The 21,553-nt window shown below is 69.4% G+C and carries 21 protein-coding genes and 1 tRNA gene; 17 read left to right on the plus strand and 5 right to left on the minus strand.

Annotated elements, in window-relative coordinates; genetic code table 11:
* Positions 1-35: 35 nt before the first annotated feature.
* The gene (locus ACGFY5_RS07015) at positions 36-1,157 is read right to left on the minus strand and encodes a DMT family transporter (protein WP_392718161.1); all 1,122 of its coding nucleotides are present in this window, start codon (positions 1,155-1,157) and stop codon (positions 36-38) included.
* A 66-nt stretch (positions 1,158-1,223) separates the two neighbouring features.
* Between ACGFY5_RS07015 and ACGFY5_RS07020 the strand changes: the two genes are divergently transcribed.
* The 8 genes from ACGFY5_RS07020 (at position 1,224) to ACGFY5_RS07055 (ending at position 12,197) form a co-directional block, all read left to right on the plus strand.
* The gene (locus ACGFY5_RS07020) at positions 1,224-2,975 is read left to right on the plus strand and encodes a PLP-dependent aminotransferase family protein (protein ID WP_392718163.1); all 1,752 of its coding nucleotides are present in this window, start codon (positions 1,224-1,226) and stop codon (positions 2,973-2,975) included.
* Positions 2,976-2,984: 9 nt separating this feature from the next.
* The gene (xylB, locus tag ACGFY5_RS07025; RefSeq protein ID WP_392718165.1) at positions 2,985-4,391 is read left to right on the plus strand and encodes a xylulokinase; all 1,407 of its coding nucleotides are present in this window, start codon (positions 2,985-2,987) and stop codon (positions 4,389-4,391) included.
* A gap of 95 nt (positions 4,392-4,486) precedes the next feature.
* On the plus strand, positions 4,487-5,680 hold the full coding sequence (locus tag ACGFY5_RS07030) for an ROK family transcriptional regulator (RefSeq protein WP_392718167.1): 1,194 nt from the start codon (positions 4,487-4,489) through the stop codon (positions 5,678-5,680).
* Positions 5,677-7,341 (plus strand): sugar ABC transporter ATP-binding protein, encoded by a 1,665-nt coding sequence (locus ACGFY5_RS07035; protein WP_392718169.1) that lies wholly within the window; start codon positions 5,677-5,679, stop codon positions 7,339-7,341. Before ACGFY5_RS07030 ends, ACGFY5_RS07035 begins: the two co-directional genes overlap by 4 nt.
* Before the next feature lie 246 nt (positions 7,342-7,587).
* Positions 7,588-8,643 carry an ABC transporter permease gene (locus ACGFY5_RS07040; RefSeq protein ID WP_392718689.1) on the plus strand — a complete coding sequence of 352 codons (1,056 nt, stop codon included), beginning with the start codon at positions 7,588-7,590 and terminating at the stop codon, positions 8,641-8,643.
* Between the two features lie 316 nt (positions 8,644-8,959).
* A complete protein-coding gene (locus ACGFY5_RS07045; RefSeq protein WP_392718171.1) occupies positions 8,960-10,027 on the plus strand; it encodes a substrate-binding domain-containing protein in 1,068 nt (355 codons plus the stop codon).
* Complete coding sequence (locus ACGFY5_RS07050; RefSeq protein ID WP_392718173.1) at positions 10,024-11,187, plus strand: Gfo/Idh/MocA family protein; 1,164 nt, start codon at positions 10,024-10,026, stop codon at positions 11,185-11,187. The genes ACGFY5_RS07045 and ACGFY5_RS07050 overlap by 4 nt, the downstream gene beginning before the upstream one ends.
* 2 nt (positions 11,188-11,189) lie before the next feature.
* The gene (locus ACGFY5_RS07055; protein ID WP_392718175.1) at positions 11,190-12,197 is read left to right on the plus strand and encodes a sugar phosphate isomerase/epimerase family protein; all 1,008 of its coding nucleotides are present in this window, start codon (positions 11,190-11,192) and stop codon (positions 12,195-12,197) included.
* A gap of 565 nt (positions 12,198-12,762) precedes the next feature.
* Here the strand turns inward: ACGFY5_RS07055 and ACGFY5_RS07060 are convergent.
* Positions 12,763-13,113, minus strand: coding sequence for a hypothetical protein (locus tag ACGFY5_RS07060; protein WP_392718177.1), 351 nt, complete (start codon positions 13,111-13,113; stop codon positions 12,763-12,765).
* A gap of 213 nt (positions 13,114-13,326) precedes the next feature.
* Between ACGFY5_RS07060 and ACGFY5_RS07065 the strand changes: the two genes are divergently transcribed.
* Positions 13,327-13,399 (plus strand) — tRNA-Asn (locus ACGFY5_RS07065).
* A gap of 250 nt (positions 13,400-13,649) precedes the next feature.
* Positions 13,650-13,832, plus strand: coding sequence for a hypothetical protein (locus ACGFY5_RS07070; RefSeq protein ID WP_392718179.1), 183 nt, complete (start codon positions 13,650-13,652; stop codon positions 13,830-13,832).
* Here the strand turns inward: ACGFY5_RS07070 and ACGFY5_RS07075 are convergent, their stop codons facing one another.
* Positions 13,833-14,642: a pentapeptide repeat-containing protein gene (locus tag ACGFY5_RS07075; protein ID WP_392718181.1), complete on the minus strand. Its 810-nt coding sequence runs from the start codon at positions 14,640-14,642 to the stop codon at positions 13,833-13,835. It lies immediately after the preceding gene.
* A gap of 168 nt (positions 14,643-14,810) precedes the next feature.
* Between ACGFY5_RS07075 and ACGFY5_RS07080 the strand changes: the two genes are divergently transcribed.
* From ACGFY5_RS07080 to ACGFY5_RS07110, 7 genes are all read left to right on the plus strand, one after another.
* Positions 14,811-14,939, plus strand: a complete 129-nt coding sequence (locus tag ACGFY5_RS07080; RefSeq protein ID WP_392718183.1) for a hypothetical protein — start codon at positions 14,811-14,813, stop codon at positions 14,937-14,939.
* Between the two features lie 282 nt (positions 14,940-15,221).
* Positions 15,222-15,434, plus strand: coding sequence for a type II toxin-antitoxin system VapB family antitoxin (locus tag ACGFY5_RS07085; protein ID WP_392718692.1), 213 nt, complete (start codon positions 15,222-15,224; stop codon positions 15,432-15,434).
* Positions 15,431-15,841: a PIN domain nuclease gene (locus ACGFY5_RS07090; RefSeq protein WP_392718185.1), complete on the plus strand. Its 411-nt coding sequence runs from the start codon at positions 15,431-15,433 to the stop codon at positions 15,839-15,841. Before ACGFY5_RS07085 ends, ACGFY5_RS07090 begins: the two co-directional genes overlap by 4 nt.
* An 812-nt stretch (positions 15,842-16,653) precedes the next feature.
* On the plus strand, positions 16,654-17,409 hold the full coding sequence (locus ACGFY5_RS07095; protein WP_392718187.1) for a hypothetical protein: 756 nt from the start codon (positions 16,654-16,656) through the stop codon (positions 17,407-17,409).
* A gap of 52 nt (positions 17,410-17,461) precedes the next feature.
* Positions 17,462-18,070, plus strand: coding sequence for a flavodoxin family protein (locus ACGFY5_RS07100; RefSeq protein ID WP_392718189.1), 609 nt, complete (start codon positions 17,462-17,464; stop codon positions 18,068-18,070).
* Positions 18,071-18,430: 360 nt separating this feature from the next.
* Positions 18,431-19,600: a cellulase family glycosylhydrolase gene (locus ACGFY5_RS07105; protein ID WP_392718191.1), complete on the plus strand. Its 1,170-nt coding sequence runs from the start codon at positions 18,431-18,433 to the stop codon at positions 19,598-19,600.
* A 15-nt stretch (positions 19,601-19,615) separates the two neighbouring features.
* Entirely contained in the window at positions 19,616-19,993 is a 378-nt protein-coding gene (locus ACGFY5_RS07110; protein WP_392718193.1) for a DUF1330 domain-containing protein, read from the plus strand.
* On the opposite strand, the gene ACGFY5_RS07115 is transcribed toward ACGFY5_RS07110, so the two are convergent.
* Entirely contained in the window at positions 19,917-20,435 is a 519-nt protein-coding gene (locus ACGFY5_RS07115) for a hypothetical protein (RefSeq protein WP_392718195.1), read from the minus strand. The two genes, ACGFY5_RS07110 and ACGFY5_RS07115, sit on opposite strands and share 77 nt — an antisense overlap.
* Entirely contained in the window at positions 20,432-21,316 is an 885-nt protein-coding gene (locus ACGFY5_RS07120) for a hypothetical protein (protein WP_392718197.1), read from the minus strand. Before ACGFY5_RS07120 ends, ACGFY5_RS07115 begins: the two co-directional genes overlap by 4 nt.
* Between the last annotated feature and the right edge of the window lie 237 nt (positions 21,317-21,553).

Below are 21,553 nucleotides of genomic sequence, written 5' to 3' on the forward strand. Positions count from 1 at the left end.
GTGCGCGTGAGGCGGGTGTGGTCGCTGGTTCGACGTCACTGGGCGCGGCTACGGGTCGCCTGGTCGAGGAGGGGATCCGGCGAGGCTGGATCCGCCCCGACGCCGCTGTTTCCGGCGGCGCTGTTTCCGGTGGTGGGGCTCCCGGTGGTGGGGCTCCCGGTGGCGAGGCTCCCGGTGGCGAGGTGCCCGGTGGCGAGGTGCCCGGTGGCGAGGTGCCCGGTGGCGGGGTCCTCGGCGGCGAGGGCCTCGGCGGCGAGGCGCGCGCCGGGGGCGGGGCTGGTCCCGCGCGCGGGACCTGACCGGGAGGGGAGGCCGATTGCTAGGCCGGCGGTGACCACGGCGATTCCTGCCCACACGAGCACGCCCGGCACGGGCTGGCCCAGCGCCGCCCCGCAGAGCGCCGCCGACACCGGCGCGATGCCGGTGAGCAGCCCGGCCCGACTGCTCCCCAGATGCGCAACGCACGAGTACCAGAGCACGAACGCCAGCGCGGTCACCGCGACCGCCAGGTACGCGATCGCCGCGAGATCGCTCCGGCCGAGGCCGAAAGCCGCGAACGGCCCCTCGCGCACGACCCCGATCGCCAGGAACGCACACGCCGCGATCCACGTCGTGTGCACCGACACCCCCCACGGCCGGAGCCGCCCGAGCACCGGCACCGCCAGCAGCGTGAACGCCGCCTCGCTCGCGAACACCACCACCGCCCACAGCAGGCCGAGGGCGTCACTACGTCCGAGCCCCTCGACCAGGGCCGCTCCGGCGGTCACCACGAGCGCTGCGGCCAGTGCCCGCGATGTCGGCCGCGAGCCTTCCAGCAGCGGACCGATCGCCGCCATCAGGACCGGCACGCTCGCCACCGCCACCCCTAGCACCGCCGGTTCCGCGTGCCGGGAACCCTGTACGAGCGCGATGTTGAACACGACCAGGCCGGTCACCGCGATCCCACACAGCCAGAGCCACTCCGCGCCCCGCGGCATCACGAGTCGCTGCCGGGCGATGCGTGCGAACGCGATCAGCAGCACGCACGCAATCGCGTACCGCACCCCCTGCACGGTGAAGAGCGGACTTCCGACGAGCAGCGACGACACCGCGACGCTTCCCCCGACGAACACCATCCCAGTGGTTCCGGACGCCGCAGCCAGACGCGAAGTGACCATGAGGCCATGCTCGGTGTCGATCATGGTCTAGTTGAAGGACCATTTGCGGCACGAGAAGGTGGACCAATGTCGGCCGGGTCGGATTTTCTGCAGCTCCGTGCGACTGCCGCTCCACCCAAAGGCCTCACTACCTGGCTGGTCGACGCCATCCGCGGCGCCGTCGCCGACGGGCGCCTCGTGCCGGGGGCGCGCTTGCCCGCGACGCGCGACCTCGCCGCGGACCTCGGCATCTCCCGGGGCGTGGTGGTCGAGGTCTACCAACGCCTGGTGGACGAGGGCCTGGCCCAGGCCCGCACCGGCGCAGGCACCGTGATCACCAACCTCCTGGCCCCCTCCACCCCGCCCCCCGCCGGCCACCCGTCGCACGGGGAGCGCGCCCGCCCAGCGCCCACCGCGCGTACGGCGCACCCGCCCGCGGCGGGCACTGCGGTCCCGGACACGGCGGGGGCGGGGGTGGCTTCGAATCCGGCGGGGTTTCGGTTGCCGTTGGGGCCGGCGGAGGGGATCGAGTTCGATCTGTCGCCGGGGAGGCCGGACCTGGCCGCGTTTCCGCGGGCAGCGTGGCTGCGAGCCGAGCGGGCCGTGCTCACCGCGATGACCAGCGCCGACCTCGGCTACGGCGACCCCCGCGGCACACTCGCGCTGCGCCGCGAGCTAGCGGCGTGGCTCGCCCGCACCCGCGGCACCCGCGCCGAACCCGACGACATCCTCGTCGTCGCCGGCGTAGCCCAAGCCTTGGCCCTGACCGCCATCACCCTCACCGGCTCACCAGCCGCCCCGGCTGACGAGGGCACCTCCGCCGCGACCGGCTCGACCGCCGCGCCCGGCTCGACCGCCGCCACCGCCGCGACCGGCACGACCGGTGGGGGCGGTGCGGGTGCCGCCGGTGCGGGTGGTGCGGGTGGTGCGGGTGGTGCCGGTGGTGCGGGCGGTGCCGGTGGTGCGAGCGGTGCCGGCGGTGCCGGCGGTGCCGGCGGTGCCGATGGCGGGTGGGAGGCGCGGGACGTCGCTATGGAGGACCCCGGGTCACGGGGGGCGCGGGATCAGCTCGTGAGTTGGGGGCTGCGACCGCACCCCGTTGCGGTCGACGAGCACGGGCTGCGCGTCCACGACCTGGTCGCTACCGGCCTGCGCACGGTGCTGCTGACACCGGCTCATCAATTCCCGACCGGCGTCGTGCTCAGCCCGACCCGCCGCCGCGAGCTGCTCGCCTGGGGCGGCCTCATCCTCGAGGACGACTACGACGCCGAGCACCGCTACGACCGTGCGCCGGTCGCCGCGCTCCAGGCCTCGGCCCCGGACCGCGTCGTCTACATGGGCAGTACTTCCAAGACCCTCGCCCCCGGCATGCGACTCGGCTGGATGATCCCGCCCCGCGCGATGCGCGACGACCTCATCGCCATCAAACACTCCACCGACCTGGGCAACCCGGCCCTCTCGCAGCTCGTCCTCGCCCACCTCTTGCAGACCGGCGAGTACGAACGCCACCTCCGCAAGGTTCGCCAACGCCAGCGCCGCCGCCGCGACGCCCTCCTCGCCGCGCTCAAGACCCACCTCCCCGACGCCCGCGTCGAAGGCGTCGCGGCCGGCCTGCACCTCCTGATCACGCTTCCCAGCGAAATCCCCGACACCGAACTCGCCGATCATGCCGCCGACGTCGGCGTCCGCGTGCACCCCCTCTCCTGGCACCGCACCGCCCCTGGCCAGCCCGGACTCGTGATCGGTTATGCCGCACATCCCCCTAATCGTCTCGAAGAGGCCGCCCGCCGGATGGGCGCGCGGCTCAGCTCGGTGGTGCGAACGGGCATCACAAGGTAGGAAAACGCCATGGCTCTCGTCGCTGGCGTCGACTGTTCGACGCAATCCACCAAGGTCCTCATTTGCGACTCCGAGACCGGTGAGGTGGTCCGGCAAGGGCGGGCGCCCCACCCTGACGCCACCGAGGTCGACCCCGCCATCTGGTGGGACGCGCTCCGGACGGCGTCCGACGGCTTGCTCGACGGCGTCGAAGCGATGGCTGTCGGCGGTCAACAGCACGGCATGGTGACGCTCGACGCCGACGGCAACGTCGTCCGCCCGGCGTTGCTCTGGAACGACACCCGGTCCGCGGGCGCGGCCACCGACCTGCTCGACGAACTGGGCGGAGCCCAGGCCTGGACCGACGCTGTCGGTCTGGTGCCGGTTGCCAGTTTCACGGTGACCAAGCTCCGCTGGCTCGCCGCGAACGAGCCCGACGAGGCGAAGCGCGTCGAACGGGTCCTCCTGCCGCACGATTGGCTCACCTGGAAGCTCTCCGGCCAGAGCATTGCCCCCACGACCGATCGCGGCGACGCGTCCGGAACCGGCTACTGGTCGGCCGCGACCGGCGAGTACCGCATGGACCTGCTCCGCCGCGCGTTCGGCCGTGACCTCGACGTTCCCCGCGTCGCCGGCCCCGCGGAGATCGTCGGCCGCACCCCGGAGGGCATCGCGCTCGCCGCCGGCACCGGCGACAACATGGCCGCCGCGCTCGGGCTCGGCGCCGGCCCGGGTGACGTCGTCGTCTCGCTCGGCACCAGCGGCACGGTGTTCGCGGTGGCCGAGACTTCGACCAACGACCCGAGCGGCTACGTCGCCGACTTCGCCGACGCCACCGGCCGGTTCCTCCCCCTGGTGTGCACGCTCAACGCCGCGCGAGTGCTGAGCGCGGCTGCCGACTTGCTGGGCGTCGATCTGGACCGTTTGTCGCAGTTGGCTTTGAGCAGCACCCCCGGTGCGGCCGGGCTCACGCTACTGCCTTATTTGGACGGTGAACGCACGCCGGATCTGCCCGACGAGACGGGGCGGCTCACGGGTCTGACCCGCGCCAACGCACGCCCGGAGAACCTGGCCCGGGCCGCGGTCGAGGGGATGCTGCTAGGGCTGGCCGACGGGCTGGACGCCGTCCGTCAGCACGGTGTGCCGGTTCGGCGGGCGCTGCTCATCGGGGGCGCCGCGATGTCGCCGGCGGTGCGGGCGGTGGCATCGGGGATTCTGGGCGTGCCGGTCGACGTGCCGGCGCCGGGGGAGTACGTGGCGCTGGGTGCGGCGCGGCAGGCGGCGTGGGCGCTGTCGGGGGCGGCCGAGGCGCCGCAGTGGACGGTTGCTGCCGAACACGCACCGGACGCCACGGACGACTACTCCGGGGCCCGTGACCGCTACGCCCAGTTTCGTACCGGCGTGCAAGAACTTTCGTCTCGCTCGAACAAAAGTTAGGCGTCTGTAATCCAAAAGAGTCTGGACATTCACAGGAAGCGAGTTCTACGGTCTCCCCACGCCTTGTGACGTAGGCAACTTGGGAAGGCTGTGCAATGACGCCTCGGCCCAGACCGGACAACACCGCGCAATCCCAGATACTCCTGACTCTCCGCGACGAGGGGCCCGCCTCCCGGGCCGAGCTCGGCGACCGGCTCGAACTCCCACGAGCGCGGCTGGCCGCCGAGCTGACCCGTCTCAACGAACTCGGCCTCGCCCGCGACGGCGGCCCGGCCGCGTCTCGGGGCGGCCGACGCTCCACGATGGTCGAGCTCGACCCCGAACTGCGGTTCGTGGGCGTCGACCTCGGCGTGACGTCGATGACGGTCGAGGTCACCGACGCGTCGCTGGAGCCGGTCGCGTCGATCGAGGAGTCGATCGACATCCGGCGCGGCCCGGAGTCGGTGCTGGATCAGGTCGACGACCTGGTCGAGAAGTTGCGCGCCGACGGCCATCTGCCCCGGCTGGCGGGGATCGGGCTCGGCGTGCCCGGTCCGGTGAGCTTCCGGGACGGTGTTCCGGTGTCGCCGCCGATCATGCCCGGCTGGGACCGCTACCCGGTCCGCGAGGAGCTCGCGGGGCGGCACGGGTGCCCGGTCGTCGTCGACAACGACGTCAACATCATGGTGGTCGGTGAGCGCCGTGGCGGGGTGGCTCGGTCGATCGAGGACTTACTGTTCGTGAAGGTCGGCACCGGGATCGGGTGCGGGATCGTGGTCGGCGGCCAGGTGTATCGGGGTGTCGACGGGTGCGCCGGGGACATCGGGCACATTCAGGTCGACCCGCACGGCCCGGTCTGTGCGTGTGGCAACGCCGGCTGCCTCGAGGCGATGTTCGGCGGGGCGGCGTTGGCGCGGGATGCGCTGGCGGCGGCCCGTAGCGACACGTCGCCGGCGTTGGCGGAGCGGTTGCGGGTTCACGGCACGGTCACCGCCGCCGACGTCGGTTCCGGTGCGAGTGAAGGTGACCCGGTGTGCATCGGATTGATCCGGGACGGTGGGCGGCGGCTCGGTGGGGTGCTGGCGTCGCTGGTGAGCTTCTTCAACCCGTCGATGATCGTCATCGGTGGTGGACTGGCCGGGCTCGGGCATCTGTTGCTGGCCGAGGTTCGGTCGGTGATCTACCGGCGGTCGTTGCCGTTGGCGACGCGGAATCTGCCGGTGGTGTTGTCGGAGCTCGGGGCGCGCGCCGGGGTTGCCGGTGCGGCGACGCTGGCCAGCGAGATGGCGTACGGACCGGTGACGCGATGACTCTCCCTGGTCCCGGCTCGGCCGGCGGCGACGACGTGCGCGATGCGCAGGACGCGGCGCGGGCGGATGGCGCGGGACGGCCGGGCGGCGCGGACGGCCAGCCTTTACTGCGGTTGTCGGGGATCGTGAAGACGTTCCCCGGGGTTCGGGCGCTCGACGGGGTGGATCTGACTGTTGCGCCCGGTGAGGTGCACTGCTTGCTCGGGCAGAACGGGGCGGGGAAGTCCACGCTGATCAAGGTGTTGTCGGGCGCGCACCAGCCGGACGAGGGCACGATCACGTGGCGGGGCTCCGAGGTGCGGTTCGTACGGCCGACCGCGGCGTTGAACGCCGGGCTCGCCACGATCTACCAGGAGCTCGACCTCGTCGACGACCTCACCGTCGCCGAGAACGTGTTCCTCGGCCACGAGCCGCGCCGGTTCGGGTTCAGCTCGCGCGGGGCAGCGCGACGACGCACCCGGGAGCTGCTGGGCCGGCTCGGTCACGCCGAGATTCCGGCCGGTCGCGAGGTCGGTCGGCTGCCCGCCGCGGGCAAGCAGATCGTCAGCATGGCGCGGGCGCTGTCGCACTCCGCGGAGCTGATCATCATGGACGAGCCGTCCGCGGTGCTCGCGCACGACGAGGTGGAGAACCTGTTCCGGGTGATCCGGGATCTCACCTCTGCTGGCGTCGCGGTCATCTACATCTCGCACCGGCTCGCCGAGATCCGCGAGATCGGCGACCGGGTCACGATCCTCAAGGACGGCCGCACGGTAGCGGTCGACCTGCCCGCGAAGACGACCCCGACCAACGAGGTCGTCCGCCTCATGACCGGCCGCAACGTCGAGTATGTGTTCCCGAAGCGCAAGGTGCCCCCGCCAGCGGCCGCCGCCAGCAGCGCGGCCGATCGGGACGCGGATGGCGGCGCGGTTGCTGGGGCTCCGTTGTTGCGGGTTCGGGATTTGGGGCGAGCCAAAGAGTTCGACGGGGTCTCGTTCGAGGTCGCGGCCGGCGAGATCGTCGGGCTGGCCGGGCTCGTCGGAGCGGGCCGGTCGGAGATCCTCGAGACCGTGTACGGGGCGCGGAAAGCCACCACCGGCACGGTCGAGGTCGACGGCAAAGCGATCCGCCGCGGCAGCGTGAAAGCTGCGGTCGCCGCCGGGATGGGACTCGCCCCCGAGGAGCGCAAAAGCCAGGCGCTGCTCCTCGGCGAACCCGTCTACCGGAACGTCTCGCTCGCGTCCCTGCGGCGCTTCGCCCGCTTCGGCTTCGTGCGACGCGGCGCCGAACGGGCCGAGGTCAGCGAGATCACCCGCTCGCTGGACCTGCGCCCCGCCGACCCCCGCCGCACGATGCGAACCCTCTCCGGCGGCAACCAGCAGAAGGCCGTCGTCTCCCGGTGGCTCCTGGGCAAAACCCGGCTGCTGCTGCTCGACGAACCGACCCGGGGCGTCGACATCGGCGCCCGCGCCGAGCTCTACGCGCTCATCCGTTCGCTCGCCGACCAGGGCGTCGGCGTGCTGATGGTCTCCAGCGAAGTCCCCGAAGTGCTCGGCCTCGCCGACCGCGTCCTGGTCGTCCGCGAGGGACGCGTCGTCCACGAAGCACCGGCCTCCGACCTCACCGAAGCCCAGGTCCTGGACCTGGTCATGGCGGGCGAACGCGTCACCACCTCCCGCTGACCCGACTTGCGCAGTGCGCACCCCCTCCCGCCACCGCATTGGAGCGAGGCGCTCATGACCGACCCCACCACCAGACCCCCCACCGACCCCACCGCTCCCTCCGACCCGTCCCCGGACAGGGGGCCTGGCCCAGTCGCGCCGACCGCCGACGAAGCCGCCGCGTCGCGGCGCGGCTCGGGTGGCGGGCCTGGCCCGTCGTCCGGCGGCTCCGGAGCTCGTTCCGCCGACGGCGGGGCGGCGGCCGGCATGGGGCCCGTGCCGGTGGCTACCGTGCCGCCGGCTGATGAGCAGGCTCGGGTCGAGGCTGCGGCTGCGGCTGCGAAGCCCGCGGCGGAGGCCAGCCCGTTCCGTGCCTGGCTGGCGGCGCTCTCCGAGGGCGGCTCGACCCGCAGCATCGGACTGGTCGTCGTCCTGATCATCCTGTGCATCGTCGGCTTCGCCACCGCCGACACCTTCGCCACCACCGGCAACATCCGCACGATCCTCACCAACGCCTCGGTGATCGGCGTGGTCACGGTCGGCATGACCTTCGTGATCATCGGCGGCGGCATCGACCTGTCGGTCGGGTCGCTCGTCGGGCTCGCATCGGTGTGGTGCACGACAGTGGCCACCCAGGCGTACGGGCCGTTCGTGATGGTGCTCTGCGCCCTGCTCGTCGGGGTGATCGTCGGCCTGATCAACGGCGCGCTGATCGCCTACGGACGGCTCGTGCCGTTCATCGTCACGCTCGGCATGCTGATCGGTGCCCGCGGACTCGCCCAGCAGATCGCCGGCCTGCAGACCCAGGTCGTCAAGAGCGAGACGTTCAACGGGATCGCCGACGGGGCGTTCCTCGGGGTTCCGTACCTGGTCTGGTTGCTGCTCGGCACGTTCGCGATCGGCTGGGTCGTCCTGAACCTGACGACGTTCGGCCGCCGCACGGTCGCGGTCGGCGGCAACCCGGAGGCGGCGCGGTTGGCGGGTATCGACATCCGCCTGCACACCGCGTTGCTCTACGGGGTGTCCGGGCTCTGCTGCGGACTCGCCGCGGTGATGCTCACCGCGCAGACCGCTTCGGGTTCGTCCACCAACGGCCAGAACTACGAGTTGGACGCCATTGCCGCAGTGATCATCGGCGGAACGTTGCTGACCGGTGGTCGGGGCACGCTCGTCGGGACGTTCCTGGGCGTGCTGGTGTTCACGCTGATCACGAACCTGTTCATTCTGAACAACCTGTCGACGCCGGTGCAGAACTTGGCGAAGGGCCTGATCATTCTCGGCGCCGTGCTCCTGCAGCGCCGCCGCTCCGAGTCCGCGACCTAGCCCCGAAAAGGGCGGTCACTCAACCCACCCCGCCGGCCCGCAAGACCCGCTCGGCCGGTCACTTCTAACCCCCCCGTCAGACCGGCCGAACGAGCTCGGACGGTCGCTCCATCTACTTCCGTCGGGCCGACGAGCCCGCTCGGACGGTCAGTCCACTTCCGTTGGCCGGCGAGCGCGCTCGGCGGTTCGATACGCAACCCCGTCCACGCGAGCGAGCCCCGCTCGACGCTGGCTCAACGACAGATCCCACTACCCGCCGTAGTTCACCCATCCCACGGCGGTAACCGGGCACGCGTAATTCTCAAAGGAGAGAACCATGAGTGACGTCATCAGTGGCCCGCGAAGCGGGCTTGGACGCCGGGGCTTCCTGTTCGGGGGAGCCGCCGTCGGCGCGACCCTGCTGGCTGCGGGGTGCACCTCGAACGACTCGGGCGACGACACGCCGGAGACCAACACCAAGGCTGTGGGCGGCGACAACGCCGCAAAGGGCACGCAGGTGACGATCGGGTTCTCCGCGCCGCAGGCCGACCACGGCTGGATCGGTGCGATCGCGAAGAACGCGGAAGCACAGGCCAAGACGTTCGAGGACGTCACGTTCGAGCCGGTCGAGCCGACAAACGACGTCGCGGCGCAGATCGCGGCGATCGAGACGCTGATCACGAAGAAGGTCGGCGTACTCGTGGTGCTGCCGAACGACGGCAAGCAGCTCACGGCGGTCGCGACCAAGGCGATGGCGGCGGGCATTCCGGTTGTGAACCTCGACCGGGTCTTCGACTCCCCGCTGGCCTACCGGACCTGGATCGGTGGGGACAACTACGGCATGGGTGTCTCCGCGGGTAACTACATCGCGTCGCAGCTCAAGGGGAAGTCGAACCCGGTCATCGCCGAGATCGCCGGCATCGACTCGCTGCCGCTCACCCAGGACCGTTCACGGGGATTCAAGGACGCGCTGGCCCGTGCCGGTTTCAAGGTGACCAACCGGGTGGCGGCGGAATTCACGGTGGCCTCCGGGCAGCAGGTCACCTCGAACCTGCTGCAGGCCGCGCCGAAGATCGACGCGCTCTGGAACCACGACGACGACCAGGGCCTCGGCGTGCTGGCGGCCATTCGGCAGGCCAAGCGCAGCGAGTTCCTGATGGTCGGCGGCGCCGGTTCGCTGGACGCGATGGAGCTGATCAAGGCCGACAATTCGGTGTTGAAGGCGACCGTCACCTACAGCCCGAGCATGGCCTCCTCGGCCATTTCGATCGCGCGGCTGATCGGCCAGAAGAAGGGCTTCTCCGACCTGGTCGAGAACGACGTCCCGGCGAGCATCACGCTCTCCTCGGCGACCGTGACCAAGGAGAACGTCGACCAGTACCTGAAGACGGGGTTCCGTTCGTGAAGCCAGAACTAGGGATCGGTCTGGTGGGGTACGCGTTCATGGGCGCCGTGCACTCACAGGCATGGCGCACAGTGGGTCACGTCTTCGATCTGCCGGTCGGAGTGCGGCTGGCGGCCATCGGCGGGCGGGATCCGGTTGCCGTGAAAGCGGCCGCGGAACAGCACGGGTGGGCGGCGTCGGAAACGGATTGGCGTGCGTTGATCGCGCGTGACGACGTGCAGATCGTGGACATTTGCACGCCGGGGGATACGCACGCTGCTATTGCTATCGAGGCGCTTTCCGCGGGGAAGCACGTGATCTGCGAGAAGCCGCTGGCTAATTCGGTGGCCGAAGCTGCTGACATGGCTGCCGCGGCGGCTGACGCTGCTGCTCGGGGTGTGCGCTCGATGGTGGCGTTCAACTATCGGCGGGTGCCGGCGTTGGCGTATGCGCGGTCGCTGGTGGCTTCCGGGCGGCTCGGGACACTGCACCACGTGCGGGCGGCGTATCAGCAGGACTGGCTCGTGGACCCGTTGGCGCCGCTGACGTGGCGGATGCAGAAGGAGCGGGCCGGGTCCGGGGCGCTGGGTGACATCGCGGCGCACATCGTGGACGCGGCCCAGTACGTCGTGGGCGATGTGTTGTCGGGGGTATCCGGCATGCTGGAGACGTTCGTGTCGTCGCGGCCGCTGTCGGGTGGGTCGGGGCTGTCGGCGGCGTCCGGGGGTGCCGGCGTCGGGGACGTGACAGTGGACGATGCTGCGGTGTTCTTCGGACGGTTCGCCGAGGGAGGCATTGCGACGTTCGAGGCGACGCGGTTCGCGACCGGGCGGAAGAATGCGATGCAGTTGGAGATCTACGGGTCTTCCGGCGGTATTCGGTTCGACTTCGAGCGGATGAACGAACTGCAGTTCTTCTCCTCGTCCGACCCGGCCGAGGAGGGCGGCTATCGGCGGGTGCTGGTGACCGAGCCGACACATCCATATCTGGGGGCGTGGTGGCCGCCGGGGCATCCGCTGGGGTACGAGCACACGTTCACGCACGAGTTCCGTGATTTCGTGGTGGCGATCGGTTCCTCGGAGGACCCCTCGCCGTCGTTCGCTGATGGGTTGCAGGTGCAGAAGGTGCTGGCTGCTGTTTCGGCTAGCTCCGATGCCGGTTCTGGATGGGTGGAGGTCTAGTCGTGCCGAGGCCAGTGACGTTGTTTACCGGGCAGTGGGCCGACCTGCCGTTCGAAGAGGTGTGCAAACTCGCGTCGGGGTGGGGGTACGACGGGCTCGAGATCGCATGTTGGGGCGATCACTTCGACGTGTCGTTGGCGGTTTCGGATCCTTCTTACGTCGCTTCGCGTCGGGAGATTTTGAAGCGCTATGGCCTCGAGGTCTGGGCGATTTCCAATCACCTGACCGGGCAGGCGGTGTGCGACAACCCGATCGACGAGCGTCATCAGGGGATTTTGTCGCCTGCAGTGTGGGGGGACGGTGACGCCGAAGGCGTGCGTGTTCGCGCGGCTGACGCTTTGAAGGACACTGCGCGGGCGGCTCGACTGTTGGGTGTGGACACCGTGGTGGGGTTCACGGGGTCGTCGATCTGGCATTTGGTGGCGATGTTCCCGCCGGTGCCTGTGGGGATGATTGAGCGCGGTTACGCGGATTTCGCGGCACGGTGGAACCCGATCCTGGACGTCTTCGACTCCGAGGGCGTGCGGTTCGCGCACGAGGTGCATCCGTCGGAGATCGCGTACGACTACTGGTCGACGGTGGCTGCTCTCGAGGCGGTGGATCACCGAAACGCGTTCGGGCTGAACTTCGATCCGTCGCACTTCGTGTGGCAGGACCTGGACCCGGTCGGGTTCCTCTGGGACTTCCGCGACCGGATTTATCACGTGGACTGCAAGGAGTCGGTGAAGCAGTTCAACGGGCGGAACGGGCGGCTCGGGTCGCACCTGCCGTGGGGGGATCCGCGTCGGGGCTGGGACTTCGTGTCGACGGGCCACGGGGACGTGCCGTGGGAGCCGGTGTTCCGGATGCTGAACTCCATTTCTTATGCGGGGCCGATCTCGATCGAGTGGGAGGACGCGGGGATGGATCGGCTGGTGGGGGCGCCGGACGCGTTGGCGTTCGTACGGAAGCTGACGCAGATCGAGCCGCCGACGGCGTCGTTCGATGCGGCGTTCAGTTCGGGGTCTTAGGGCTCTGTCGGGGCGGGGCTGACCCGCGCGGGCGTGGCCCGACTGCGTCGGACGGGGTTGGCGGCGCAAGGGCTTCGCGCTGGGGGCCTCGCGTTGGGGCCTTCGCGCGGGGGCCTTCGCGCGGGGGCCTCGCGCGGGGGCCTCGCTGGGCCGGGCCGGCGTTCGCCCGCCAAGGGACCACCGCACGGGGGCGCGTGGCGTCGCACGGGGGCGGAGCGGGCGCGGCGGCACCGCACGGCGGTGGCCGACGGGTTTTCGGGGTTTGACAGCGAGTTTTCGGGCTCTCAGGGGAAGCGATAGGGCCGGAGAATCGTCGGATGACCCCGGAAACTCGTCGGACAAGACGAGGGCCCAGCCTTATCGGCTGGGCCCTCGCTCTGTGGCGCGCAACCGCCGGTGTGTGCGTCGGCGGCCCGCGGTCCGGGTCGATCGGTTCGCGCTCGACCCGGCGTTCAGCAGTCGGAGCAGGTGTCCGTCAGGCGCGGATTGTCCGCGACGGCATGTCGCAGGCCTGCGACCGCGCGACGCGTACCGCTGGCCCGCGGCGCCGCGGGCACGCAGTCGACTACATCGAGCCGTTCGAGCCCGCGGGGCGCGGCGTGTGTGACGAGGGGGCGCCGGTGGCCGGGCCGGCGGTGACCGTCGGGGCCGGGCTCGGGCTCGACGACGAGCCGAGCAGGTTGTTCACCTTGGCCCCGATGGCCGTGCCGGCCAGCTTGTCGTTCGCCACGTCCTTCGCCGAGCTCACCAGGCTCCCGGCCTGGGCCTGGAGGACACCGGTCGCCTCCTGGACGGTCGGGTTCTCCTTGACCTTGGCGGCGGTACGACGAATCTGCTCGTACCGCTCGCGTCCGGCCTTGGTGCCCAGCACGTAGCCGATGCCAACGCCGGTGATGAAGAGCAGCTTGTTACGCATGTCGACTCCTGAAGTCGGCTTCCGGGGTGGTTGCCAGTCGTTACGAAGTGATGCCCGACGAGGGTCTATCCCACACCCGTAGTACCAAACCGACGCTTCTTTCTGGGTCACGCCGTGGCCACGGTCGGGTGGGTGACCGCTGGTGCAGAGCATCCCCTGGCATGTTGTAGGCTTGCCAGGCACGTCGCCGAGAGGTGGCGGGCGCCGGAGCATTCCCCCGTAGCTCAATTGGCAGAGCATTCGACTGTTAATCGAAGGGTTACTGGTTCGAGTCCAGTCGGGGGAGCATATTCCGAGCTCAGAGCACCTCTAAGTGCCGAGAGCGGCCACAGGCCTCCCTTTACGACCACTATTCGGGGCGTAGCGTGAGGGGCCTTCGTCGTCTCACGGCTCGGCGATCGCGCCTGCTAAGCGTTGCACACTTTGAACCCCTGTAAGGGCACAAACCGTGCAGCGCTTCTCAGCTCTCCTGCTACCCCGGCCACATCGACGCCGTCGCCGCAGCAGGCTCGATCGCACCCGGAGAACATCGCGCGGTGCCGGTGGACAAGGTCGCGAAAGCGATGCCGGTGCTTGCCGTGGTGGCCGGAGCGGGCACCAATGCGTATGTGCTCGGCGACGTCGCGCAGCGGGCGCGTCGCTATGCCCAGACCCTCTGTCTGGCCCAGAAGTACGACCTGCCGCTCCCGGCGAACCTGCGCCAGGACGACGTCGATTGATCAGGGAGGCTCCGGGCGCAGCGTGAACCCCTCCGGCCACCAGGTCGTGTCGTCCCACCAGGCACCGGCCAGGTCGACGCCGGTGAGAGTCGTCCGGGTGAAGTCGGCACCGCGCAGATCGGCTCCGCGCAGGTTAGCTCCGCTCAGATTCGCGTCAGTGAACCGGGCATGCCAGAACGAACCTTTCGCGAAGTTGCCGTTGCGCAGGTCGGTGCCGCTCAGATCGACGGTGATCCAGTCGACCGGTTGATCGTCGGCGGAGATCCGCCGGCCGACGACCGACAGCGCGGCCTGGGCATCTTGTTGGCGTACCCGCAGCGGCAGATCGGCTGCGATCGGCGCTGCATCGTCGGCCGGTGGCCAGGGCGCCTCCGAACGGAGGTACGACCCGAGCACGTTGACGATGGTGACCCGATCGGGTGGCGACTCCCCGGCGATGCGGTCGAGGGCGAGAATGCCGCCGACGCGTAGGGTCCGGTCGGTGCTCGCAAGCAGCTCGATCGCTTTGGTGTAGCGATCGGTGACCTGGCCTTGGCGTTGGACGACGAGCTGGGCAGTCGTGGCCGCCGCTGATTGGCGCAATTGTGACCAGGCCAGCACCGCGCCGGACAGAACAGCGACCGCTCCGAACGCCTGCAAGAGCTGACCGCGGGTCTGGCTGAGGGCTTGAGCGCGATCGGTTGGCGGGAGTTTCGCGGCTGCGGCGGCGCCCAGGTCGTGTCGGAGCAACCATTCTGGCAACAGAACGAATAGCGCCGCGCCCACGAGCACCGCGACTGCCGCGACGAGCCATCGCCAGCGTGCCGCCACGATCGCCTCCGTCCTCCGTGGACCCACCGGCCAACTTAGCCACCGAGCGAGTGTTGTGAACCGAACATCCTCCGCGTCATGGCGCCGATCGAGCGGGCGCCGGTTTCGCGGGATTCTGGTTCCAGGACGGGGAGATACCCCGCGAAGGAAACTTGGAGGCTGGGCGATATGAGCGGCTGCTACGACTACTCGTACGACAACTGCAACGACTACTCGTACGACGAGTGCAAGCCGCGTCGCCGCCGGCACCACAAGAAGCGCTACAACGACTGCTGGGATTCCTACAGCTGCAGCTGATCGCGTCAACACCAACGGGCCGGGAAGCACCTGCTTCCCGGCCCGTTGGCGTCAGCTTGCCCAGTGGCGAGGTCAACGTTTCCGCGTTCCGCACGGAGTTCCGCGACGCTGCCCGTGAGGCGACTGAACCTGCTCGGCGCGCGAAACCGAGGAGCGTGACTAGAAGCGGCCCCTGCGTTGCCAGCGCTATGCCGGAGGCGCCGTCACGGTTGCCGATATCCGGGATATCTCCGTAGAATGTCTGGGATGTCGAATCGCCGAGAGGAGTGATCCGCGATGGGGATGACCAAAACGCCGGTGGAGATCGACGACGAGGCGCTGGCCGCGGCAGCACAGGTGCTAGGAACCAAGACAAAGAAGGACACCGTGAACGGCGCATTGCGCGAGGTGTCTGCCCGGTTGCTGCGTTTGCAGGCGCTGGAGCAACTGGGCGCGATGGCCGATCAGGGCGACTTCGATGATCTGCTGGACGGTCAGGGTGGCGGGCGCCGGTGAGTGTTGCTCGTTTCTTGATCGATACCTCGGGCTTGGCCCGGATCCTGCAGAAGGAGCATCGGGCGGCGTGGGCGGACTTCTTGTCGGCAGGGGTTGTCGCGGTCTGTCCGGTCGTGGAGCTGGAGTTCCTGTACTCGGCGCGGTCGCTGGCCGACCGGTTGGATAAGCAGCGCCTACTAGCGCAGGTGTTCGCGTGGGTCCCGATGGCTGATCGCGCATACGCGCGGGCAGCGGAGATTCAGGAGGCGTTGACTCGTCGGGGCGAGCATCGGTCGGCCGGTGCGGTCGATCTGCTGATCGCGGCGACCGCGGAGCGGCATCAGTTGATCGTGCTCAGCGAGGATCGAGACTTCCAGACGGTGGCTGCGGTGACCGGGCAGCCGGTGCGTCGTATCACCGTGCCGTGAGCTGCGCGGGGCCGGCCCGGAGACTGCTGCGGAACAGCCGGATCTCGATACAAGCGGCGTTGACAACTTGCTCAATATGGCGAGATCGGCTGTCCGCCGAACCTGGTCGGCAGGTCGCCCGAGGGGCGCCGTAAAGCACCAACTGCTCTCTGCACTTTCGGCGCCCGGACCAACCGGACCATCGGCGGAGCCGCGCCGTCGATCTACCTGCAGACCATCCAGGCCCGCGCCCAGATCGATCGGTCGAGGCTCGGCGAGCTCCTGCAAACCCATCTCGTCCCGGCGGATCTGCATGAAAAGGACGACTTCAAAAGCTACTTCGCGACGCGACGCGAGGCGCTGTACCGACTGGTGGAGACCGCGATCGGCAAGGCCGTGCAACGCGATGTCGGCGAGGGCGAGGCGGGGGAGGACTCGGCTCACTTCGAGCAGGACGACTTGCGCAACGAGCTGATCGACGAGACCGAGTAGGCGCCCCTCAGCTGCTCCCGTCGCTAGCCCCCGGTTCGGATGATTCCGGGGGCTTCGTCGTCTGCAAGGCACGGTCCTGCGCCGGTCGCACGGCATGAAGCTCACGGATCCGAAGTCGGCCCGCCCCGCTGAGCGAGCAAGCCGCCTTCGCTGCGCCCCAGCCGCGCTTTTGGCACTATCAGAAGCGTGGGACGAGTGCCGTGACCAGCGGCGATCTTCAAGCTAACATTCCAACGAGTAGTCGATCGCGCAGTATCTCGACGCGCACGTGGAGTGACTGGCTTCCGTTGATCGATAGGGACGCGCGTGCTTGGACGACGCGTGAGCCCGGTGTCTATCGCGTGCGGGCCGTCGGAGAGACCGGCTGGGCGTACGTCGGGCAGACGTTGAACCTCCGGCAACGGCTTGGCCAGTTGTGCGCGCTCTACCGAGACGAGATCCCGTTCAACGACCCGCACACCGCCGCGCCATGCCTCTGGGTCATGCGAACCACCGGCGACGCCGAATTCGAGTTCTCGGTGACGGAAGTCGCTGGCGAGGTTGTGGATCGCAAGACCGCTGAGTGCGTGGTCGTGTCCGAGCATCGAGCGGAGTTCGGCCGCTCGCCGACAGCCAACTTCGGACGAATGCCTGACGGGTGGGTCAAGTCGTCCGGCAACAACCGCCGATTGGCCGACACAGGCAAGCTGATCCGCGGCCATCAGAGCGCGCTCGCAACGCGCTCGGCCGATTTCCCGTCGATCCTCGACACGACCGGCGACCCGACCGCGTCCGACTGGGCTGGGCTTCACTGGAGTCCGTGGAGTTCCACGATCGTCGCCGATCAGGTCGACGGGGTGTATCGGATCCGTCGCGCCGGTGAGAAGCGGCTCGTATACATCGGCCAAGGGCGAGTGCGGAGCCGGTTGACGTCTCACGTCGCGAAGAGTCGGGTGGCAGAGCACCGGCAGAGGGCGGCGTTTACCGGCGAACTCGAGTGGTCGTGGTGGAAGATGCCGGGTTCCGTTCTGGCTCGGCAGCTGGAAGCGGAGTGCGACCTGATTGCCAGCCATGCCCTTGCTGGCGGGTCAGCCCCGGAAGCCCAGTTCCTCGGGTAAAGCGCAGGTGGGACATTTGTTTGGGCGCCGACCGAGCGGATACGACGCGGTGATGTCCACGCTGAAAGCCATCGCGCTCTGTTGCTCCCTCAAGAAGTCTCCGGCATCGTCGAGCTCCGAGCTCATCGCGCGCGAGATCCTCACCGCGCTGGCCGACCACGACGTCGAGGGCGACGTCATCCGGGTCGTCGACCACGACGTGCGGTTCGGGGTGTCCACCGACGAGGGCGACGGGGACGAATGGCCCGGCATCCGCGAGAAGATCCTCGCCGCCGACATCCTCGTCCTGGCCACCCCGATCTGGATGGGTCAGCCCTCCAGCGTCAGCAAGGTGGTGCTCGAGCGGTTGGACGCCGAGCTGTCCGAGACCGATGACGAAGGCCGGTTGTCGACCTACGGCAAGGTCGCGGTGCTCGGCGTCGTCGGCAACGAGGACGGCGCGCATCACGTCACGGCGGAGGTGTTCCAGGCGTTGAACGACGTCGGGTTCACGATCCCCGCCAACGGCGCCACCTACTGGGTGGGTGAGGCGATGCAGACGGTCGACTACGACGAGGCCGGCCCGAAGCCGGACACGACCGGCGCCGCCACCAAGACGCTCGCCGCGAACGCGGCCCATCTCGCCCGGCTCCTTCAGGCGAGCCAGTACCCACCTGCCTGAGCCCGACCGGCCTACGTTCAGGAGCATTCGTCCGACGACAACCGGCGAGTGAGTGGGCGATGCCAGCGTCGGACGAGGAACAACCCAGACGCGTCGGCGCGCACCGCACGGCAGCGCGCGGAGGGTGCCTTCGCTGCCGAACTTCCCGCGCCCGCCGAGGGCGTAGCGAAGCTGATCGCCGATCCACCACCAGATCGACAACCAGCTCAGCTCGACGTAGCGGCCCGTCAGGTATCGCCGGGGTGCGCCCCGCCGCCGCGAATCCACGCAACCCAACTGCGCCCGACCAGACCCCAACCCCGCACCCGGCGCTTCCGATCAACTCCCTGACAAGGTCACCAAGCCCCAGGAGTTGCTCTAGTGGATCGCCGTTCGCTGCTGAAGACCGCCGCCATCACCGCCCCGGTCGTAGCCGGCCTCGTCTCACTGAGCGCCCCCGCCGCCGCGGCCACCACCCCCAAGGCAACGACGAAAACCACCACCACGAAGAACGCCGCCCCGCCCGTCGTCGGCGCCCAGTTCCACGGCACGTGGGAGATGTACTGGAACGGCCTCACGCCGAACGCCATGTTCACCAAGCACCTCGACACCCTCCAGGCCCAGGGCGTCCAGATGATTCGTACGGACGTGGGTTGGTCGTCGGCTCAGCCGACGACGGCGGCGCCGGACGTGAACCAGTGGTACCACCAGCGCCTGACCGCGGTCATCGACGCGGTGCGCGCCCGGGGCATGCAGATCTTCCTCACCGTGCACCAGTCGCCGGCGTGGTCGCGGCCGGGCACCGGTAGCGAGGTCAAGCAGTACCCGACCGACCCGAACTCCATCAAGCCGTGGCTGACGTTCCTCGCGAAGACCTACGGCGCCAAGCTCGCCGCGATCGAGGTCTGGAACGAGCCGAACCTGACCGAGTTCGTCGGTGTCAGCGACCCCCACCAGCAGGCCGTGAAGTACGTCCCGATCCTCAAGGCCGCCTACACCGCGATCAAGGCCGGTCGCGCGACCCTGCCGGTGATCTTCGCCGGGCCGAGCCAAACCGACGACGCGTTCATCGCCGACTGCTACGACCAGGGCGCCAAGGGCTTCTTCGACATCATGGGCGTCCACCCGTACCAGGGGAACCAGACCAAGGCCCCGGAGTCGACCGACATCACCGGCAAGGCCCGGATGACGAACATGCCGGCGATCATCAACCTGATGGCCGCCAAGGGCGACGGCGCGAAGCCGATCTGGTGGACCGAGTTCGGCTACAGCGTGCACTCGAACACGGGGATCCCGAGCAACCAGGTGTGGCTGTTCGGAGTCCAGGACGACGCCACCGCCGCGTCGTACCTGTCCCGGTCGTTCTACCTGGCGTGGAACCAGTGGCCGCAGGTGAAGCTCGCGGTGGCTTACTGCGCCTACAAGACGCCGTCGGACAGCTACGGCCACCAGTACGGGTTCCGCATGATCGAGCCCGACGGCACCGCGAAGCCTCAGCTCAAGGCGTTGGGCGACATTCGCCGTACCTTCGGCGCGGCCCAGAAGCTCTGACCATAATCAGGGGTCATGGGCGTCGATCCTCGTGGCAGTGACCTGAAGGCATTCGTCGCCACCGGCTCGGACGAGCCGGTGGTGATGCTCAATCTGTTGCGGTTCGCCGAGGGCGGGCGGGAGTCGTACGCGAAGTACGCGTCCGCCCTCCGGGAGCGGTTCCTCGCGCGGTACGGCGCCGAGGTGCTCTACGCCGGTGACGGTGACACCGCGCTGGTCGCGGAGGACGGACAGCAGTGGGATGCCGTGCTGTTGGTGCGGTATCCCAGCCGGCAGGCGTTCAGTGCGATGGTGGCGGACCCCGAGTACCAGGAGGTCACCCACTGGCGCACGGAGGCTTTGACCGAGGCCGTGCTCCAACCCACCCGCCCCTGGACGAGCGCGCCAGGGTGAGAACGCCGAGTAGCGGGCCCCAGAGCAATAGCGGCGCGTAACACACTTCGAAAAGGTAGTCGTGCTCCGCCCACGGCACGGCACTCGGATCCTCCAGCGGAGCGCCGGTGATCGACCGATTTCGCACAACCGCGACCGCAGCCGCGGTCCACAGGACGGTCAGCGCCACCGCACCGAGCCCGGCGATGAACGTGACCACCCGCGCCGGCACCGAGCGGCCGCGGAGCCCGGGCACCCACGACGGAACGACCTCGCCCCACGGCGCGACCAGTCCGACAGCGCTCAACGCCAGCAACTCGGACACCACCGACAGACAGATCACGTAGACGATCTCGCCGTCCGGGCGGACCAGCGTCGCCCCGATGCGCCACAAACCAGCGGGCAACACGAGCAGCGGAATCGTGTGGGCCACCACCACCGCCCACCGAGGCGCCCGGTTCACGACGTCGCCCGGTGGTAGCCGACAGCGGTGACGCCGAGGGCCATCCCCCACCCGACGAAGACCAAGAGCGTGGCGGTGACCGCCCACCCCTCCGTCACGTCGGACCACGACGCTGTCCGGACGAGCACGCCGAAACTCAACGCCCCGTACGTCACCAGCGCGACCGCAACGGCAGCCGCCGGCACGAGGGCCAGCAAACGCGGAACGGCCCGGTCACCCAGCACCGGCACCCACCGGGGAAACCGCTGGCCCCAGCGTTGCACCAACCCGAGCACCAGCAACCCGGCCACCGGCGGAACCACAGTGATCGCCACCGCGGCACCGAGCGACAGATCGCGATGGATGTCGTCGAGTTCGGCGCCCGAGATGCCGAACGGTACGTCCAGTACCCAGAGCGCGTGTGGCAGCGCCCAACCCACGAACGGCAGTGCCACGGCGACGTAAGCCGCGCGGCGAGCCCACGGCGCCACCGGTCGGTACGTGGTCGCCCGCGCTCGGCGTGGAGCGAGCCGCGCGAACAGCACCGCGCCGACCACGAGCGCCAGCCGGGCCACCAGGTCGCGCCAATCGGTAGGGCGCCCCAAGAACCCCGCCGGAATCTCGAACAGCAGATGCAGCGGGAACGCGGCGGTCGCGAGCGCAGCCGCTACGACCCACAGGAGAACGGACGACCGGAAAAACACCACAACAGCCGCCAGCGCGACGCACACTCCGAGCGCCCCCCACCCCGTCCAGAACGGAATCGACGTCACGTCCGAAGCGCCACACCCGTCCGACGGATGCACCAGGTCGGTCCGGTCGCACGCCGTGTAACCCCAACGGCCCCCGAGCAGCCAATACACCCGAATCAGCGCCTCACCGGCGAGAAAAAGAAAGACCATGCACTCCAGGCTCGCGGCGCCGACCGCGCGCAAACTCCCCTAGAGGTGCTGCCGCCTTCCCTCTTCCGGGGGATCGGTGTTAGCGGAGGAGGCTTGCACACTCTGGTGGCCTATAGCCCCCCAGGCCGTGCAACCCTCAGCGCCTCGCCGGCCCGGACCAGACGCCGATCAGAACACCAGCACGACGCTGGCCCAGACGATTTCCAGCAGGGCCACCACCGTTCCCCCCAAGGCTGC

This window comes from Cryptosporangium sp. NPDC048952 (genome assembly GCF_043197895.1).
Taxonomy (GTDB): domain Bacteria; phylum Actinomycetota; class Actinomycetes; order Mycobacteriales; family Cryptosporangiaceae; genus Cryptosporangium.

Excerpts from the sequence above, each read along its gene's own strand:
- ACGFY5_RS07015 (WP_392718161.1), bottom strand. The coding sequence starts at position 1,157 with ATGGTCACTTCGCGTCTGGCTGCGGCGTCCGGAACCACTGGGATGGTG.
- ACGFY5_RS07020 (WP_392718163.1), top strand. The coding sequence starts at position 1,224 with ATGTCGGCCGGGTCGGATTTTCTGCAGCTCCGTGCGACTGCCGCTCCA.
- xylB (WP_392718165.1), top strand. The coding sequence starts at position 2,985 with ATGGCTCTCGTCGCTGGCGTCGACTGTTCGACGCAATCCACCAAGGTC.
- ACGFY5_RS07030 (WP_392718167.1), top strand. The coding sequence starts at position 4,487 with ATGACGCCTCGGCCCAGACCGGACAACACCGCGCAATCCCAGATACTC.
- ACGFY5_RS07035 (WP_392718169.1), top strand. The coding sequence starts at position 5,677 with ATGACTCTCCCTGGTCCCGGCTCGGCCGGCGGCGACGACGTGCGCGAT.
- ACGFY5_RS07040 (WP_392718689.1), top strand. The coding sequence starts at position 7,588 with ATGGGGCCCGTGCCGGTGGCTACCGTGCCGCCGGCTGATGAGCAGGCT.
- ACGFY5_RS07045 (WP_392718171.1), top strand. The coding sequence starts at position 8,960 with ATGAGTGACGTCATCAGTGGCCCGCGAAGCGGGCTTGGACGCCGGGGC.
- ACGFY5_RS07060 (WP_392718177.1), bottom strand. The coding sequence starts at position 13,113 with ATGCGTAACAAGCTGCTCTTCATCACCGGCGTTGGCATCGGCTACGTG.
- ACGFY5_RS07080 (WP_392718183.1), top strand. The coding sequence starts at position 14,811 with ATGAGCGGCTGCTACGACTACTCGTACGACAACTGCAACGACTACTCG.
- ACGFY5_RS07085 (WP_392718692.1), top strand. The coding sequence starts at position 15,222 with ATGACCAAAACGCCGGTGGAGATCGACGACGAGGCGCTGGCCGCGGCA.
- ACGFY5_RS07100 (WP_392718189.1), top strand. The coding sequence starts at position 17,462 with ATGTCCACGCTGAAAGCCATCGCGCTCTGTTGCTCCCTCAAGAAGTCT.
- ACGFY5_RS07110 (WP_392718193.1), top strand. The coding sequence starts at position 19,616 with ATGGGCGTCGATCCTCGTGGCAGTGACCTGAAGGCATTCGTCGCCACC.
- ACGFY5_RS07120 (WP_392718197.1), bottom strand. The coding sequence starts at position 21,316 with ATGGTCTTTCTTTTTCTCGCCGGTGAGGCGCTGATTCGGGTGTATTGG.